The organism is Marichromatium gracile (genome assembly GCF_004343155.1).
GTDB lineage: Bacteria > Pseudomonadota > Gammaproteobacteria > Chromatiales > Chromatiaceae > Marichromatium > Marichromatium gracile.
Genome location: NZ_SMDC01000002.1, coordinates 216,931 through 234,362 on the forward strand (window position 1 = coordinate 216,931; position 17,432 = coordinate 234,362).

Annotated in this window: 16 protein-coding genes; 11 read left to right on the forward strand and 5 right to left on the reverse strand. The window is 69.4% G+C overall.

The features are described from left to right. Positions 1-31 precede the first annotated feature (31 nt). Together EDC29_RS03980 and EDC29_RS03985 are read right to left on the reverse strand one after the other, a co-directional pair. Positions 32-1,855 carry an Hsp70 family protein gene (locus EDC29_RS03980; protein WP_132228657.1) on the reverse strand — a complete coding sequence of 608 codons (1,824 nt, stop codon included), beginning with the start codon at positions 1,853-1,855 and terminating at the stop codon, positions 32-34. Then, positions 1,852-2,364, reverse strand: coding sequence for a DUF2760 domain-containing protein (locus EDC29_RS03985; protein ID WP_132228659.1), 513 nt, complete (start codon positions 2,362-2,364; stop codon positions 1,852-1,854). Before EDC29_RS03985 ends, EDC29_RS03980 begins: the two co-directional genes overlap by 4 nt. Positions 2,365-2,540: 176 nt before the next feature. Here EDC29_RS03985 and EDC29_RS03990 point away from each other — a divergent pair, with 176 nt between their 5' ends. From EDC29_RS03990 to secF, 7 genes are all read left to right on the forward strand, one after another. Further along, positions 2,541-2,756, forward strand: coding sequence for a DUF2934 domain-containing protein (locus tag EDC29_RS03990; RefSeq protein WP_123143252.1), 216 nt, complete (start codon positions 2,541-2,543; stop codon positions 2,754-2,756). Positions 2,757-3,129: 373 nt separating this feature from the next. Continuing rightward, positions 3,130-3,663, forward strand: a complete 534-nt coding sequence (msrA, locus tag EDC29_RS03995; RefSeq protein WP_123139936.1) for a peptide-methionine (S)-S-oxide reductase MsrA — start codon at positions 3,130-3,132, stop codon at positions 3,661-3,663. A gap of 576 nt (positions 3,664-4,239) precedes the next feature. Further along, a complete protein-coding gene (locus EDC29_RS04000) occupies positions 4,240-4,932 on the forward strand; it encodes an HAD family hydrolase (RefSeq protein WP_123139935.1) in 693 nt (230 codons plus the stop codon). Between the two features lie 19 nt (positions 4,933-4,951). Beyond that, positions 4,952-6,055, forward strand: coding sequence for a tRNA guanosine(34) transglycosylase Tgt (tgt, locus tag EDC29_RS04005; RefSeq protein ID WP_132228661.1), 1,104 nt, complete (start codon positions 4,952-4,954; stop codon positions 6,053-6,055). A 182-nt stretch (positions 6,056-6,237) separates the two neighbouring features. Continuing rightward, positions 6,238-6,570: a preprotein translocase subunit YajC gene (yajC, locus tag EDC29_RS04010; RefSeq protein ID WP_123139933.1), complete on the forward strand. Its 333-nt coding sequence runs from the start codon at positions 6,238-6,240 to the stop codon at positions 6,568-6,570. Positions 6,571-6,729: 159 nt separating this feature from the next. Next, a complete protein-coding gene (gene secD / locus EDC29_RS04015) occupies positions 6,730-8,586 on the forward strand; it encodes a protein translocase subunit SecD (RefSeq protein WP_123139932.1) in 1,857 nt (618 codons plus the stop codon). Between the two features lie 10 nt (positions 8,587-8,596). Then, entirely contained in the window at positions 8,597-9,547 is a 951-nt protein-coding gene (secF, locus tag EDC29_RS04020; RefSeq protein WP_123139931.1) for a protein translocase subunit SecF, read from the forward strand. 80 nt (positions 9,548-9,627) lie between these two features. On the opposite strand, the gene EDC29_RS04025 is transcribed toward secF, so the two are convergent. Both EDC29_RS04025 and EDC29_RS04030 read right to left on the reverse strand, forming a co-directional pair. Beyond that, complete coding sequence (locus tag EDC29_RS04025; RefSeq protein ID WP_123143250.1) at positions 9,628-10,755, reverse strand: NAD(P)/FAD-dependent oxidoreductase; 1,128 nt, start codon at positions 10,753-10,755, stop codon at positions 9,628-9,630. A gap of 53 nt (positions 10,756-10,808) precedes the next feature. Further along, complete coding sequence (locus tag EDC29_RS04030) at positions 10,809-11,429, reverse strand: arylesterase (RefSeq protein ID WP_123143249.1); 621 nt, start codon at positions 11,427-11,429, stop codon at positions 10,809-10,811. Between EDC29_RS04030 and EDC29_RS04035 the strand changes: the two genes are divergently transcribed. Further along, a complete protein-coding gene (locus EDC29_RS04035; protein ID WP_123139928.1) occupies positions 11,428-12,117 on the forward strand; it encodes an ABC transporter ATP-binding protein in 690 nt (229 codons plus the stop codon). The genes EDC29_RS04030 and EDC29_RS04035 overlap by 2 nt on opposite strands. Continuing rightward, positions 12,114-14,603, forward strand: a complete 2,490-nt coding sequence (locus EDC29_RS04040) for an ABC transporter permease (RefSeq protein ID WP_132228662.1) — start codon at positions 12,114-12,116, stop codon at positions 14,601-14,603. Before EDC29_RS04035 ends, EDC29_RS04040 begins: the two co-directional genes overlap by 4 nt. 34 nt (positions 14,604-14,637) lie before the next feature. On the opposite strand, the gene EDC29_RS04045 is transcribed toward EDC29_RS04040, so the two are convergent. Then, positions 14,638-14,835, reverse strand: a complete 198-nt coding sequence (locus EDC29_RS04045; protein WP_005221303.1) for an Alvin_2107 family globule sulfur oxidation protein — start codon at positions 14,833-14,835, stop codon at positions 14,638-14,640. Positions 14,836-15,248: 413 nt separating this feature from the next. Between EDC29_RS04045 and EDC29_RS04050 the strand changes: the two genes are divergently transcribed. Together EDC29_RS04050 and soxY are read left to right on the forward strand one after the other, a co-directional pair. Then, positions 15,249-16,727 carry a M48 family metalloprotease gene (locus tag EDC29_RS04050; protein ID WP_123139926.1) on the forward strand — a complete coding sequence of 493 codons (1,479 nt, stop codon included), beginning with the start codon at positions 15,249-15,251 and terminating at the stop codon, positions 16,725-16,727. Between the two features lie 197 nt (positions 16,728-16,924). Further along, positions 16,925-17,398, forward strand: a complete 474-nt coding sequence (gene soxY, locus EDC29_RS04055; RefSeq protein ID WP_132228663.1) for a thiosulfate oxidation carrier protein SoxY — start codon at positions 16,925-16,927, stop codon at positions 17,396-17,398. Positions 17,399-17,432: the final 34 nt, after the last annotated feature.

The following is a 17,432-nucleotide window of genomic DNA, read 5'->3' on the forward strand; positions in this document are numbered from 1 at the left end:
TACCCCTTATCGTCTCGGCTGCGGGTGGCGCCTAACGCCGGGTGTGGCGACCGCGGGTATCGAAGGCCACCGCCCAGCGCTCATCGCCACCGTCGCTCGGCAGTGCGGTCAGCTCCAGGGTGCCGGTCTCGGTCACTGCCGCCTGCAGTCGCACCGCGACCACCTCGCCGGGGCGGTGGCGGTGCGCAGTGAGGGTGACCTGGACCTCCTCGAGTTCGCTCAACTCATCCGGCGACCATTCCTCGAGCAGGTCGCCGACGCGGTCATCGCCTCTGAGGTCGGCGCCGAAGAAGCGAAAGCGCACCGGCTCGCCGACCACCAGGCCGAACTCCTGATCTGGCGCCGCTGCGGGCGAGCCCTCCTCCAGCCCGAGCGGGACCAGACAGAGCGCGGCAAGCTCCGGCTCGATCCCGGGTACCGCCGGGGCCGCGCCCTCGACACCGACATAGTAGGCATGTGAGGTCCCGCCGCGGATCCGCACCCCGCCGTGGCGGCGGGCATGGGCGTGGAAGGCGGCGCCACGGGCGACGGCGAGATCGAGATCGGTGGCGGTGAGCTGGCGCGGCGGCGGCGCGCCGGTCGGCGCCAACCAGGCGGCAAGCACGGCCATCACCCGCTCGCGCAACGCCTCGGCCTTGAACACCCCGCCGTTGAACAGCACCGCCGTCGGTCGTGCGAGCGTCGCGGCGGGCGCTGCAGCCTCGCGGTGACGGGTGAGGAAGGCGGCCAGGTGACGGATGATCGCCGGGTCCTGCGCATAGGGCAGCCCGACCCGGGTGAGCGCGGCGCGGGCGCGACCCTGGGGGTGGCTGTCGGCCGCGACCTCGGGGAAGAAGCCCTCGACCAGGGTCTCCTCGAGCTCTGCGCGGGTCAGCTCGGTGCGGATGCTGGCGCCGACCAGGCGCGCGCCGCGGCTGGCCAGGACTACCGGCAGGCGCTCCAGCGCGGGGTCGGCGAACAGTGCCTCCTTGGCGTCGCGACAGCCGTGGGTGAGCTGCTGGAGCTGCCAGCGGTCGAGTTCGACCCCGGCGGCGGCGAGCTTGGCGCGCAGCCGGTGGGCGAGCGCGAGGTCCATGTTGTCGCCGCCGAGCAGGATGTGCTCGCCGACCGCGACCCGGGTCAGTTCGAGCGCGCCCTCGCGCGCGTCGACGGCGATCAGCGAGAGATCGGTGGTGCCGCCGCCGACGTCGATCACCAGGATCAGGTCGCCGACCGCGACCTGCTCGCGCCAGCCGCCGGCGCTTGCCGCGATCCAGCTGTAGAGTGCCGCCTGCGGCTCCTCGAGCAGGGTGAAGTCGTCGAGTCCGACGGCGCGCGCCGCCGTGGCGGTGAGCTCGCGCGCGGCCGGATCGAAGGAGGCGGGGACGGTGATGGTCAGCGCCTGGGCGGCGAGCGGGTCCCTGGGGTGGGCGCTGTCCCAGGCCGCCTGCAGATGGGCGAGATACTGCATGGTCGCGGCCAGCGGCGAGATCCGCTCGACCTCGTCCGGGGCCTCGAGCGGCAGGATCGGCGCCTCGCGATCGACCTCGGGGTGACACAACCAGCTCTTCGCGCTCGCCACCAGCCGGATCGGGGTGGCGAGGCCGAGCGCACGGGCCAGCGCGCCGGCGATCGGGCTCGGCGCGGCCGGCCAGGGCAGGGTGAGCGCGCCGGGGGCGAGCTCGTCGCGGTGCGGCAGATAGAGGAAGGCGGGCAGCAGCGCGCCTGCCTCCAGGGTGCCGGGGGCGGTCAGTTGCGGGATCGTCAGCTGGTGCTGCGCGATCCGCTCGCCCTCGCTGTTGGCGGCGTCGATCCAGGAGAGGGCGCAATGGGTGGTGCCGAGATCGATGCCGACGGCATGGCGCGGGGTGCTCACAGCTCCACCTCCGCCGCGGCGATGATGCGTGGGTCGTGACCCGCGACGGGCTCGGGCAGGCGGACCGCGCGCACCTCCCAGCCGGGGTGTATCAGGGTGCCGGTGAAGGGTGGGCTGCCGAGCAGTGCGCCGCTCGGGTGCAGCCGGTTGGCGTCGAAGCCGGGCTCGAGGGTGATGCGGGCGCCCTCGGGCGCTTGGCAGATCGGGGCGAGCGGCAGGTGCTCGTCGAGCACTCGGCGACACCCTGTGTGCACGATTCGCGCTGCGGCGCCAAGCGTCGCGTCGTCGCTGGCGGTGATGTCCTGCTGCAGGAAATCGACCAGACGACCCTCGCGCTGGAACAGTGCGAGCAGCTGTAGCGCGGCCTCTTGCGCATCTCGCCGATCGCCTTCATCGTGCTTGCGCTGTGCGTCTGGTTCGGCGACGGGTCGCGAGTCGCCGAGGGTGCGCCAGGCCTGCTTCAGGGCGAGTCGGATGCGACGTGACAGGGAGAGCTTGGGGGCGGCCATGTCGGTCCTCTGCAAGAGTGTGGATGGCGTTTTTTGCTTCGTTTCGTGTATGAAGCATCGCGCCGTCACGACGGCGCTGCAAGCGGCTTGGCCCGCCGGTCGTCATCCCGTCGAGACGGTGTCGAGGCAGGATTGTGCCGTGCAGGTGTTACCGAACCGATGCGAGGAGGCATGCGATGCAAGAGGTTGCAGGGGAGGGTGCGGCGCGGAGACGGCGGATGATCGCCGAGGCGGCCTACTATCTGGCCGAGCGGCGCGGGTTCGCGCCGGGTGGTGCCGAGCGCGACTGGCTCGCCGCCGAACGCACGATCGATGCGCTGCTGGTCGGTGCCCGGGTCGATCCCGGCGAGTTGCCGCATGGGCTGCGGTTGCTGGCCGGGCGCGAGACATAAAAAAAGCGCGGCGGTGAGCCGCGCTTCAAATCATTACCACCAAAGGAGGTTGAAGGATGCACCAAAGCCCCAGCTTTAGTACATCATAAGTTTCTTAATTAATGTTTTTCTTGTCAAGGCCGCTCTGGGGCCTAATCTGGCGCCAGCCACGTCTTTTTTGACCGATAGCGAGATGTCGAGGTCAAGCATGCGGTCATGAGGTAGTGGCGGCGCATTGATATCCATCAGTCGGCAACCGACCGGCGGGCAGGGGGCGGTCGCGTTCGGGGTGGCGCCGGCCTTGTCCATCCACCCGGGCGTCGCAATCTCTGGGCCGAGAGCCCGGTCCCTGCCGGGAAGGCTCAACGACATGGCGATCGCCGGAGGAGACAGCATGCAGCACGAGACGGCGACACTGGGAGGCGGTTGCTTCTGGTGTCTGGAGGCGGGATTCGAGCGGCTGCGTGGCGTGGAGACGGTGGTCTCCGGCTATGCCGGCGGTGCGCTGGAGCAACCGAGTTACCGCGATGTCTGTCGTGGCGATACCGGTCATGCGGAGGTGGTGCAGGTGCGATTCGATCCAACGGTGATCGGCTACGAGACCCTGCTCGAGGTGTTCTTCACCCTCCATGACCCGACCACGCGCAACCGTCAGGGCGCCGATGTCGGCACCCAGTACCGCTCGGTGATCTTCCATCACGGCGAGGCGCAGCGCGAGCAGGCCGCGGCGATGATCGCCCGGCTCGATGCCGCCGGACTCTGGCCCAATCCCATCGTCACCGAACTCACCCCGGCGCCGACCTTCCACCCGGCCGAACCCGAGCACCAGGGCTACTTCCGCCGCCACCCCCGGCAGCCCTACTGCCAGGCGGTGATCGACCCCAAGCTCGCCAAGCTGCGTCAACGCCATCGCGCGCTGCTCGCGTAGGGCGTCGCCAGCCGCCAGGAAGTTTGAACCGCAAAGGCCCAAAGGGCGCGAAGAAGAGAAGGGCTTCCAGCCGCCAGCCGCCAGCCGCCAGCCGCCAGGAAGTTTGAACCGCAAAGGCCCAAAGGGCGCAAAGAGTGAGAAGGGCTTCCAGCGATCAGCCGCCAGCCGCCAGTGATGCCCCGCGTCGGCGTTGGAGTCTTGCCTATCCAAACCCCTTTGCGCGCTTCGCGCCTTCGCGGTTCGAATGCGCTTCCAGCGATCAGCCTCCAGTGATGGCCCACGTCGGCGCTGCGGTCTTGCCCATCCAAACCCCTTTGCGTGCTTCGCGCCTTCGCGGTTCGAATGCGCTTCCAGCGATCAGCCTCCAGTGATGGCCCACGTCGGCGTTGGAGTCTTGCCTATCCAAACCCCTTTGCGCGCTTCGCGCCTTCGCGGTGCAATCTTCTGGCCGCTGGCCGCTGGCCGCTGGCCGCTGGCCGCTGGCCGCTGGCCGCTGGCCGCTGGCCGCTGGCCGCGGCGTCTGGAGCGCGCTGTCGATTACGGGCACAATGGAGCTTTAGGATCGCCGGTCACCGCATGTCCGTTCCGCCGCTGCGTCTCATCACCCTGGATCTCGACGATACCCTCTGGCCCTGCAAGCCGGTGATCGAGGGGGCCGAGCGCGCGCTCCACGATTGGTTGCGTGCGGTGGCGCCACGCCTGGCCGAGGCTCACGACATCACCGCGCTGCGCCGTCATCGCCAGCGGCTCGCCGAGCGCCTGCCGCATCACGCCCATGATCTCGGCGAGATCCGGTTGCGCTCGCTGCGTCTGCTGCTCGCCCGTCACGGCTATCGGGTGGGGCTGGCCGAGGCCGGACTGCGTCTGTTCCTCGATCATCGCAACCGGGTCACGCCCTATCCCGACGTGATCCCGGCGCTGCGTATGCTCGGACGGCACTATCGGTTGATCTCGTTGACCAACGGCAATGCCGAGGTGCAGGCCACCCCGTTGCGCGGGCTGTTCGCGCACTCGCTCAATGCCGTCGACGTCGGCGCGGCCAAGCCCGATCCGGCGCTCTTCGAGCGTGCTCTGGCGCTTGCCGGCTGTCGTCCCGAGGAGGCGCTGCACCTCGGCGACGACCCCGAGCGCGACGTCGCCGCGGCGCGCGCCTGCGGGCTGCGCGCGGCCTGGATCGATCGCGACCTGCGTCCCTGGCCCGAGGGCCTGGCGCCGCCGGGCTGGCGCGCGACCGATCTGGCCGAGGTGGTGGGCCGGCTCGTCCCCTGATAATCCCGAGGAGAACCTGATGGAATTCGAACTGCTCGCCCGCGACGGGCTGGCGCGGCGTGCCCGGCTGCACTTCCCCCGTGGCACGGTCGAGACCCCGGCGTTCATGCCGGTGGGCACCTATGGCACGGTCAAGGCGATGAGCCCGGAGGAGCTGCGCGAGCTCGGCGCCGAGATCGTGCTCGGCAACACCTTCCACCTGATGCTGCGCCCCGGCACCGAGGTGATCCGCCGTCATGGCGACCTGCACGACTTCATGCACTGGGAGCGACCCATCCTCACCGACTCGGGCGGCTTCCAGGTGTTCAGCCTCGGCGAGCTGCGCAAGATCACCGAGGAGGGGGTGCACTTCCGCTCCCCGGTCGATGGCAGTCGGGTGTTCATGAGCCCTGAGGTGTCGATGCAGGTGCAGCGCGAGCTCGGCTCGGATATCGTGATGATCTTCGACGAGTGCACCCCGTATCCGGCCGACGAGGCCCAGGCGCGCGCCTCGATGGAGCTGTCGCTGCGCTGGGCGGCGCGCTCGCGCGAGGCCCACGGCGACAACCCCGCGGCACTGTTCGGTATCGTCCAGGGCGGCATGCACGAGGGGCCGCGCGCCGACTCGCTCGAAGGCCTGATGCGCATCGGCTTCGACGGCTATGCCATCGGCGGACTGTCGGTCGGCGAGCCCGAGGCCGACCGGCTGCGGGTGCTCGACTTCCTCTCCGGCAAGCTGCCGGTCGACCACCCGCGTTATCTGATGGGGGTCGGCACCCCGGAGGATATCGTCGCCGCGGTCTGTCGCGGGGTCGACATGTTCGACTGCGTGATGCCGACGCGCAACGCGCGCAACGGCTATCTGTTCACCCGGCACGGCACCATCAAGATCCGCAATGCCGCGCACCGCACCGACGAGCGCCCGCTCGACCCCGAGTGCAGCTGCTACACCTGTCGCCACTACAGTCGCGCCTATCTCCACCATCTCGATCGCTGCAAGGAGATCCTCGGCTCGCGTCTGGCCACGATCCACAATCTGCACTACTACCAGGAGCTGATGGCCGGGCTGCGTGCGGCCATCGCCGCTGGACGGCTGGCCGAGTTCGTCGCCGAATTCAAGGCGCTGCGCGGCCTGGCGGATTGATGGCGTGCCGCGCCATCGTGCACACGCCTCGCCGGTGCGGTCGGTGGCGACGCTGTATCTTGGCCGGCGCTGTGCGATAATCGCGCGCTGGAATTCCCGCGATCGCGCGGTCCAGGCCGCGTCGGTCCGTTTCCACATCCACTGGATCGGGTGAGATCGATCCAAACGCCGAAGGAACCGATATGAGCTTCTTTATCTCCGACGCCTTCGCCCAGGGCGAAGCGGCCGCTGCTGGCGGCGACCCCTTCATGGCCCTGCTGCCTCTGGTGCTGTTCGCCGTCGTCTTCTACTTCCTGCTGATCCGTCCGCAGGCGAAGCGACAGAAGGAACACCGCAAGATGGTCGAGGCCCTGGCCAAGGGCGATGAGATCGTGACCCTCGGCGGCATCGCCGGGCGCATCGCCGATCTCGGCGAGAACTTCATCCTGATCGAGATCGCCGATGGCGTTCAGATCAAGGCGCGTCGCCAGGCCGTCGAGTCGGTGATGCCCAAGGGCACGCTGAAGGATCTCTAAGATCGTGCGGACGCCCGAGGCCGGTCGCGGCCTCGGGCGTCATCGTGTCCGACCCATCTCGCGGATCACACCCCCAGCCCTGGATCGGTGTCCGATCCGCGTCCCCGTTTTTCCGTTGCGCGCAGTGGCATCCCCAATGCCCTTGCACTTGGACATGCAATGAACCGATACCCCCTGTGGAAGAATCTACTGATCCTGGGCGTGGTCCTGCTCGGCCTGTTGTTGGCGATGCCGAACCTGTTCTCCCAGGACCCTTCGATCGAGATCACTGCCGCGCGCGGCGCCGAGGTGACCGAGACGAGCGTCGACGAGGTGCGCGCCGTGCTCGACAACGCCGGGGTGCCCTACAAGGACGTCGAGCTGAGCGAGGACGGTCGGCTGCTCGCGCGCTTCGCCCTCTCCGGTGAGCAGCTGGCCGGTCAGGAGGCGATCGAGCGCACCCTCGCCGAGCAGTATCGCACCGCCTTGACCCTCTCGGCCGATCTGCCGGGGTGGATGCGCGCGCTCGGGCTCAACCCGATGTCGCTCGGACTCGACCTGCGTGGCGGTATCCATGTGGTCATCGACGTCGACATGGAGAGCGCGCTCGATCAGGCGCTCGAGCGCTATGTCGGCGATATCCGCGCCCAGTTGCGCGAGCACAAGGTGCGTTACCTGACCGTGCTGCGCGACGGTGGCGAGATCCTCGTCAAGTTCAAGGACGAGGAGGCGCGTGCCGCGGCCGACAAGCTGCTCGGGCGTGAATTCCGCGCCCTCGCGCTCTCCAGCGCCGAGCAGGGCGGCACCTATCTGATCCGTGCCGTGCTGCAGCCGGCCGAGCAGGAGCAGATCAAGGACTTCGCCCTCAAGCAGAACATCACCACCCTGCGCAACCGCGTCAACGCCCTCGGCGTGGCCGAGCCGAGCATCGCCCGTCAGGGCGAGCGGCGCATCGTCGTGCAGCTCCCCGGCGCCCAGGACCCGGGTCGGCTCAAGGAGATCCTCGGCGCCACCGCGACCCTCGAGTACCGTCTGGTCGACACCGAGCACAGCGTCGCCGATGCCGTCTCCGGGCGGGTGCCGGTGGGTAGCCGGCTCTATCGCGATCGCGACGGCGTGCCGATCCTGCTCAAGCGCCGGGTGATCGTCACCGGAGACCAGATCACCGACGCCTCTGCAGGCTTCGACGGTCAGAGCGGCTCCCCGGCGGTGTTCGTCAACCTCGACGGCCAGGGCGCGCGGCGGATGCGCGATGTGACCACCGAGAACGTCGGCAAGCCGATGGCGGTGGTGTTCATCGAGAACCGCACCACCACCGAGATGGTCGACGGCGAGCCGGTCAAGCGCACCCACAAGGTCGAGGAGGTGATCAGCGTCGCCACCATCCGCGAACCCTTCGGGCGCCGCTTCCAGACCACCGGGCTCGACAGCAGCGAGGAGGCGCACAACACCGCGCTGCTGCTGCGCTCGGGCGCGCTGGCCGCGCCGATCCAGATCGTCGAGGAGCGCACCATCGGTCCCAGCCTGGGTCAGGACAACATCGACCAGGGCTTCCGCTCGGTGATGATCGGTCTCGGTCTGGTGGCGTTGTTCATGGCGCTCTACTACCGGGTGTTCGGTCTGGTCGCCGACCTGGTGCTGGTGGTCAACCTGGTGATGATCGTGGCGGTGCTCTCGCTGCTGCAGGCGACCCTGACCCTGCCGGGCATCGCCGGCATCGTGCTCACCGTGGGCATGGCGGTCGATGCCAACGTGCTGATCTTCGAGCGTATCCGCGAGGAGATCCGCAACGGCAGCACGCCGCAGGCGAGCATCCGCGCCGGCTACGACAAGGCGCTCTCGACCATCGTCGATGCCAATGTCACCACCCTGATCGCCGCCGTGGTGCTGTTCAGCTTCGGTACCGGCCCGGTCAAGGGCTTCGCCGTGACCCTGTTCATCGGTATCGTCACCTCGATGTTCACGGCCATCCTCGGCTCGCGCGCCATGATCAACCTGATCTATGGCCGTCGTAACGTCAAGAAACTGGCCATCTGAGGAGATCGGCATGCGCAACAAGGCTATGGCCAAGACCCTGAACATCGACTTCATGGGCATGCGGCGTGCAGCCGCGATCGTCTCCGGCGCGGTGCTGGTGATCGCACTGCTGTCGATGCTGCTACGCGGCTTCGACTTCGGGCTGGACTTCACCGGCGGTACCGTGATCGAGGTCGGCTACGAGACCCCGACCGAACTCGCCGAAGTCACCGGGGCGCTCGAGGCCGGCGGTTTCGTCGGCGCCACGGTGCAGCACTTCGGCTCGCGTCAGGACGTGCTGATCCGGCTCGCGCCGGGGAGCGACGACGAGGGGACGAGCGCCCAACTCAGCGATCGCGTCTTCCAGGCGTTGAGCGCCGCCGCCGCAGGCGAGGTGGATCTGCGACGGGTGGAGTTCGTCGGACCCCAGGTCGGCGAGGAGCTGCGCGAGCAGGGTGGACTGGCGGTGCTGTTCTCGCTGATCGGCATCCTCATCTATGTCGCGCTGCGTTTCGAGTGGCGCTTCGCCGTCGGCTCGGTGGTGGCGCTGGTGCACGATGTGATCGTCGTGCTCGGCGTGTTCTCGCTGTTCCAGATCAGCTTCGACCTGACGGTGCTGGCGGCGGTGCTGGCGGTGATCGGCTACTCGCTCAACGACACCATCGTGGTCTTCGACCGGGTGCGCGAGAACTTCCGCAAGATGCGCAAGGGCACGGTGACCGAGATCATCAACGCCTCGATCGGTCAGACGCTCTCGCGCACCGTGGTCACCTCCTGCACCACGCTGCTGGTGCTGGTCGCGCTCTACATGCTCGGTGGCGAGGTGATCAGCGGCTTCTCGCTGGCGCTGATCATCGGCGTGGTGGTCGGTACCTACTCCTCGATCTATGTCGCCACCGCGGCGGTGGTGTGGATGGGGCTGAACAAGACCGACCTGCTGCCGCCCGAGAAGGAGGGCGCCGGGGCCGAGGTGCGGCCCTGAACGCGACGGGGCCGGCATGTGCCGGCCCCGTGTTCCTCAGCTGATCCCTTCCGGCGCCGTTCCCCCGGCGCCCGTCGCCCTCAACGGAAGCGGCGCAGATAGTTCCACTCGAAGAAGCGCTTGAGCCAGTGGAAGACCCGCAGGCTCGGCAGCACCAGGTTGAAGCGCTCGTTACGCGCCACCAGCATGCCGTCGCGATTGGCGTCGACGATGCAGAGCAGCTCGACGCGGAAGGTCTCGGTCGGTGTCTGACCGGCGAACTCGGCGAGCAGGTTGCGCGCCGCGGTGCGCGCCTGCAGGTCGGCCATGTGCGCCTGCTTGGGCATCCACTCAGGTCCCGGGAAGCTGCCCGAGTCGCCGGCGACATAGACCCGGTCGTAACCCGGCACGCGACAAGTGCGCTCGGCCTCGATCAGTCCGCCGGGCGAGCGCGGCAGCTCGGTGTTGTCGAACCAGGTGTTGCCGGTCATCCCCGGCATGAACAGGATCAGGTCGGCGGCGAAGTCGCCGCCCTCGGTGCTCACCCCGTGCTCGGAGAAGCCCTTGAGCTTGTGACCGAGATGGGTGCGGATGTCACGGCGGCGCATCTCCGCGAGCAGCCCCTCGACCGCCTTGGGACCGAGCCGGTTGCCGGGGCGCGGCGCCGGGGTGAAGAACACCAGCTCGAAGCGTTCGCGCCGGCCCTCCTGGCGCAGCTGGTTGTCGAGTCCGAAGAGGAATTCGAACATCGGCCCGCCGCGCATCGCGCTCGGCTCCTTGGGGTTGCCGGCGAAGCCCAGGGCGATGGTGCCGCCGTCCATGGCGCGGATGCGCTCGCGGATGCGCTCGGCCGCGGCGATGCCCTCGCAGGGCGTGATGGCGTGCTCGATGCCGGGCAGCTTCTTGAGGAAACGTCCGCCGCTGGCGATGATCAGCCCGTCGTTGTTGATCGGTGCCTGGGTGGTCTCCAGGGTGCGCCCGCAGTGGCTCAGGCCGGTGGCCTCGGCGGCGACGTGGCGCACCCGCATGCGTTGCAGGAAGCGGGTCAGGTCGATGCGCAGGTCTTCGCCCCGACGCAGCCCCGGCGGCACCCAGATCAGGCCGGGCAGATAGACGAACTCGGCCGCGGGGCTGACCAGGGTGATCTCGACATCGGGGTTCGACTTGCGCAACTGCTGGATGGCGGTCAGGGCGGCGAAGCCCGACCCGACGATGGTGACGCGATGCATGGCGCTCTCCTGGTCTTGAAAGAAGGGTGATGAATGGCGCTGGCCCTTCGGGATCAGTGTCGCGGCGGGACGAGCAGCGGGTGTAACGTCGGCCAGACGTTGTCGAGGATGCGCGCCTGGGCGGCGGCCGTGGGGTGCAGTCCGTCGGCCTGCATCAGCGCGCGATCCTCGGCGATGCCGCGCAGCATCTCCGCCACCAGCGGGACCGCGTGTGCGGCGGCGGCCTCGCGGAACACCGCTTGAAAGCGATCGGTGTAGACCGCACCGTAGTTCGGCGGCAGTCGCACGCCGAGCAACAGTACGCGGCTGCCGCTCGCCTGCGTCTGGGTGATGAGCGCGTCGAGATTGGCGCGCAGTCGCTCCAGGCTCAACCCACGCAACCCGTCATTGGCGCCGAGCTCGATGATCACCACCGCCGGGCGGTGGCGTTCGAGCAGTGCCGGCAACCGCGTCAGGCCGCCCGCCGTCGTCTCCCCGGACACGCTCGCGTTGACCGTACGATAGGCCAGCGCCTCCTGCTCGAGACGTTGTTCGAGCAGCCGCACCCAGCTCCGCTCGCGGTCGATGCCATAACCGGCGCTCAGGCTGTCGCCGAGCACCAGCAGGGTCGGCGTGGCGGCCAGGGTGAGGGGGGCACACAGCGACAGAGCAGCAATCAGGAGTAGACGGATCATGTCAGTGCAACGGAGTCAGACCGTATCCAAGGCGGTGGGACTGGATAAACATGTTACCGGCCCCGCTGGTGGCTTGACCATCCTCGAGGGGCTGGAGCTTGAGGTCGGCGCCGGCGAGGCGCTGGCTATCCTCGGCGCCTCGGGGTCGGGCAAGTCGACCCTGCTCGGGCTGCTCGCCGGGCTCGACCGCGCCAGCAGCGGCGAGGTGTGGCTGTGCGGCGAGCCGCTCGGCGCGCTCGACGAGGACGGTCGCGCCGAGCTGCGCAGCGGCCGGGTCGGCTTCGTGTTCCAGAACTTCCAGCTGCTGCCGACGCTCACCGCGCGCGAGAACGTGCTGCTGCCGCTGGAGCTGACCGATACCCCGGATGCCGCCGCGCGCGCCGACGAGGCGTTGGCGCGGGTCGGGCTGGGCGCGCGCGCCGGTCACTATCCGCGCCAGCTCTCCGGCGGCGAGCAGCAGCGGGTGGCGATCGCCCGCGCCTATGCACCGCGCCCGGCGGTGCTGTTCGCCGACGAGCCGACCGGCAATCTCGACCAGGCCACCGGCGAGCAGATCATCGAGCTGCTGTTCGAGCTGCGCGCCGAGGCCGGTGCCGCGCTGGTGCTGGTCACCCACGATCCGGGGCTGGCCGCACGCTGCGATCGCCGCCTGGCGATGCGCGAGGGCCGCCTGGAGGCCCTGGCATGAAGGCCTGGCGGATCGGACTGCGGCTGTTGCGCCAGGACTGGCGCAGCGGCGAACTCTACCTGCTCACCGCCGCGCTGGTGCTGACGGTGGCGGCGGTGACCGCCGTCGGCTTCTTCGCCAGTCGCATCGAGGCGGGCATGGCGCGTCAGGGCGGCGAGCTGTTGGCCGCCGATCTGGTACTCGAGGGCAGTGATGCGCCACCCGCGGCCTGGCGCGATCGCGCCGAGTCGCAGGGATTGGTCAGTGCCGCGACCGTCGAGTTCCGCTCGGTGGTGCTGGGGTCCGACGGGCCGCAGCTGGTGCAGGCCAAGGCGGTCGAGCCGGGTTATCCGCTGCGCGGCCAGTTGCGGGTGCGCGCCGATTTCGCCGCCGCCGAGCAGCCGCGCGAGCAGGGACCGCCGGCCGGCGAGCTGTGGGTCGAGTCGCGCCTGCTGCGCCTGCTCGAGCTGCAGGTCGGCGACCCTCTCACGCTCGGCGAGACGGACCTGCGCATCGGCGCCATCCTCGCCTATGAGCCGGATGCCGGCGGTCGGCTGTTCAATCTCGCCCCGCGGGTGCTGCTCAACGCCGCCGATCTGCCCGCCACCGGGCTGCTCGGCCCGGCCAGTCGCGCCACCCATCGGCTGTTGCTCGCCGGCCCCGAGGACGCGGTCGCCGACTATGCCGCCTGGGCCGGATCGCGGGCCGAGACCGCGGGGTTCGAGCTGCTCACCGCGAGCGCGGCGCGACCCGAGTTCGCCAATGCCGTCGAGCGTGCCTCGCGCTTCCTCCACCTCGCCAGCCTCAGCACCCTGCTGGTGGCCGGGGCGGCGATCGCCCTGGCCAGTCACCGGTTGGTCGGACGCCAGATCGATGCGGTGGCGGTGATGCGCTGTCTCGGCGCCCGCCGACACCTGCTGATGCGGGTATTCGTGTTGCGGTTGGTGATGTTCGGGCTGGCCGCGAGTCTGCTCGGCACCGCCCTCGGCTGGATCGCCCAGGCCGGGCTGCTGGCGGTGTTCAGCGACTGGTTCGGCACCGCGCTGCCGGCCGCCTCCTGGTCGCCGCTGCTGGTGGGCCTGGGCACCGGGCTGGTGACCCTGCTCGGCTTCGCGCTGCCGCCGCTGCTGCAGCTCGCCCAGGTCTCGCCGCTGCGCGCGCTGCGCCGCGATCTCGGCGCGCCGCGCGGCTCGGTGGCGCTGGCCGTGGTGCTGGCGGCGCTGGCGCTCTCGGCCCTGGTGTTGTGGCAGGCCGGCGAGTTCGCGCTCGCCTGGAAGTTGCTCGCCGGGCTGGCCGCGGCGCTGGTCTGTCTGGTGGTCGCGGTGCTCGCGCTGGTGCGGCTGGCGGCGCTGCTCGCCGGGCGCAGCCGCGGGCTGTGGCGGCTCGGGCTGGCGGCGCTGACCCGCCGTCCCGGCGGCGCGGTGCTGCAGATCACCGGGTTCGGGGTCGGCATCCTCGCGCTGCTGCTGCTCGCGGTGGTGCGGGTCGATCTGTTGCAGGGCTGGCGCGAGAGTCTGCCGCCGGGGGCGCCGAACCAGTTCGCGATCAACATCCAGCCGCAGCAGGTCGAGCCGATGCGGACGTTGCTCGCCGCGCAGGGCATCGAGGACGTCGCCTTCGACCCGATGATCCGGGGCCGGCTGGTGCGGATCAACGATCGCGCGGTGGCGCCCTCGGACTATGTCGATCCGCGCGCCGAGCGGCTCGCCACGCGCGAGTTCAACCTCAGCTACGGTACCCGGCTGGGCGCGGACAATCGTATCGTCGCCGGTGCCTGGTGGCAGGATGCCGCTGCGCCGCCGCAGTTCTCGGTCGAGCGCGATCTGGCCGAGACCCTGGGCATTTCGCTCGGCGACGAGATCGCCTTCATGGTCGCGGGGCGCGAGGTCGCGGCCCCGGTGACCAGCCTGCGCGAGGTGCAGTGGGACAGCTTCAACGTCAACTTCTTCGTCATCGCCTCGCCGGCGTTGCTCGGTGACGAGCCGGCAAGCCATATCACCAGCTTCCATGTCCCGGCGAGCGACGAGTCGCTGCTCGTCGAGCTGGTGCGCCGCTTCCCCAACCTCACCCTGCTCGATGTCGACGCGCTGCTCCAGCAGGTGCGTCAGGTGGTCGATCGCGGGGTGCTGGCGGTGGAGTACGTGTTCCTCTTCACCCTCGCCGCGGGGCTGCTGGTGATGTATGCGGGGATCCAGGCGAGCCTGGAGGACCGTCGTGTCGAGCACGCCATCCTGCGCACCCTCGGGGTGGGACGGGCGCGGCTGCTCGGTGCGCTGGCGGTGGAGTTCGTCGTCGCCGGTCTGCTCGCCGGTCTGCTCGCCTCGGTGTTCGCCGAGGGCATCGGCTGGCTGCTCGCCGAGCAGCTCTTCGGCATCGCGTTCGTCTTCAACCCCTGGTTGTGGACGGTCGGGGTGCTGGGTTCGGGGCTGCTGATCGGCGTGGCCGGGGTGGTGGCGACCTATCCGCTGCTGGTGCGCCCGCCACTGCACACCCTGCGTCATCACTGAGAGGTCCGGGGCGCGCTGGCGCCCCGGACCGGGGTCACTCCCTGACCCAGTTGGCGAAGTTCTCGGCGTTCTTCTCCTCGCCGTCGTCGTAGCCCGCGGCATAGGCCTCGGTCAGGCGCTGTTCCTCGCGCTTGGGGTTCTGCAGGAAGCCGCACTGCCAGCCCTGGATGTATTCGTCATCGACGCCGAGCTGTTCCATCTTGGTGACCGCGTCGTAGTAGAACTGATTCATGTCCGAGTCTCTCCGCGCTAGTTCGTGATGGCGCCCGGCCGGGACGCTCGCCCGGCCGGGTCTCGATGCCGGCCGCCGGTGTCGTCCGCGCGGCCTCGTCCTCTCCATAGAGACGTTGATCCCCGTCGCTGCGGGGCTTGCGGGGCGGGTGGGCAGCGGTTGGCGCCGCGTCCTCACCCGTCACCACCCCGGCCAGCGGCTGGCGCGCATGGTATACGCAGCGTTGGCGCGCGGTGGGTGGTTAAGAATACAGCGGTTTTCTAATAGTTGACAACGCAGTTGGGTTTGTCGGGGCAATGAGGATTCTCAATCGTCGCCGGGCGTCGACATGACGCGCGATGTCGGCGAGGATGGGGCGGAAACCTCGCCGTCTCCTTCTGATCTGATTCGTCGGTTATGTGATGAAGCGATCCATGTGTCGACTGCCACGCCTCCGCCGCCTGCTCGCCTCGGCGCTGCTCCCGGCCCTGCTCGGTGCCGGAGCGGTGCAGGCCCAGCACTTCGAGTTGCCCGATCTCTCGAGTTCGGCCGATGCGGTGATGACCCAGGGCGCGGAGACCCGTCTCGGCAAGGCCTTCATGCAGCACGTGCGCGAGCGTCTGGCGGTGCTCGACGATCCGTTGCTGGCGAGCTATATCGAGTCGCTCGGACGCTCGCTGGTGCTCGCCGACCCGGATGCCGAGGGGCGGCGTTTCACCTTCTTTCTGATCGACGAACCGGTGGTCAACGCCTTCGCCGGTCCGGGCGGTTATATCGGTGTCTATGCCGGACTGGTGCTCGCCGCCCAGACCGAGAGCGAGCTGGCGGCGGTGATCGCCCACGAGATCGCGCACGTCACCCAGCGCCACCTGATGCGCGGGGTCGAGGACCAGAGCCGGCTCAGCGTCCCGGCGACGGCGCTGCTGGTGGCCGCGGCCATCCTCGGCGCCCAGGTCTCGAGCGATGCCGGGATGGCGGCGATCGTCGGTATCCAGGCCGCGGCGATCCAGCACCAGATCAACTTCACCCGCGAGAACGAGAAGGAGGCCGATCGCATCGGTATCTCCACCCTGGTGCGCGCCGGGCACGATCCCTACGCCATGGCCGGATTCTTCGAGCGGCTCTCGCGCGCCGGGCAGATCCACGACAGCGCCGCCCCCGAGTTCCTCCGCACCCACCCGGTGACCAGCAATCGTATCGCCGAGGCGCTGCAGCGCGCCGAGCGTTTCGGCGCCCGCCAGCGTCCCGATAGTCTGCGTTTCCATCTCACCCGCGCGCGGTTGCGCGAGCGCGCCTATGACCGCGCCGAGCAGGCGGTGGCGCACTTCGGCGCGACCTTGCGCGAGGGGCGCTACCGCAACGCGCTGGCCGAGCGTTACGGCTATGCGTTGGCGCTGTTGCGCGCGCGTGATTACGGCGGCGCCGAGCGTGAACTCGCCCGGCTGCTCGCGGCCCAGCCCAGCCAACCCGAGTTCGTGGTGCTCGAGGCCGAGCTGGCGCAGCGGCGCGGGCGTTCGGACGAGGCGCTGAGCATACTCACCCAGTCGCTGGCGCTCTCGCCGAACGACTGGGTGCTCGGCACCGTGCGGGCACGACTGCTGCTCGAGCAGGGCCGCGCGCGCCAGGCGCTCGACGCGCTCGAGGACCTGGCGCGGCTGCGCCCCGACGACGTCATGCTCTACGACCTGCTCGAACAGGCGGCGCTCAAGTCCGGCAACCGTGCCGCGACCCATCGCTATCGGGCCGAGCGGCTCTATCTGCTCGGCGACCTGGAGCCGGCGATCCGCCAGCTTGAGATCGCCCTGCGGCAACGCGATATCCCTTATCACGACGCCGCCCAGATCCAGGCGCGGCTCGATGCGTTGCGCGAGGAGGAGCGCGACCGGCGCGAGCGCGACGACCCGCTGGGCTGAGCGTCGCGCCTGCTCCTCACGATATCCGCTGTCCCGCGACCCGCTCGCTCGAGGCGCCGGGATGGCGACGCACGACAACAACAACGCCCGATGGACTCGGGCACCCAGGTTCCGCGCGCCGCTGTCGTGAACACTGGCAGCGGTCCTCCTCCAGCGGATCCGCAGACCATCCACCCATGCTCGACAGGAGAGAGTTGATGATCGATGCAAAACGCAGAATCCTGCTCAAGGGCTCGCTGAGTGCAGGCTCGGTCGGGGTCGCGGTGAGCGCCGGGTTGCTGTCGCCCCGGCTGGTGCTCGCCGACTGGAACGAGGCGGCCTTCAAGGCCAGGGAGATGCCCGAGGCGCTCACGGCGCTGGTCGGCAGCGAGAGCGCCGAGCGCGACGAGCGCATCCGCATCAAGGCCCCGGACATCGCCGAGAACGGCGCCGTGGTGCCGGTGACGGTCGAGGCCGATATCGAGGGTGTCACCTCGATCGCGATCTTCGCCGAGAAGAATCAGACCCCGTTGATCGCCTCCTTCGAGCTCGCACCCAACGCCATGCCCTTCGTCTCCACCCGCATCAAGATGGCCGAGACCGCCGATGTCACCGCCGTGGTCAAGGTCGGCGATCAGGTCTTCAAGAACAGCAAGAGCGTGAAGGTGACCATCGGTGGTTGCGGCGGGTGACAGGACGCCATCGCAGCGAGCTCAACGGATAACC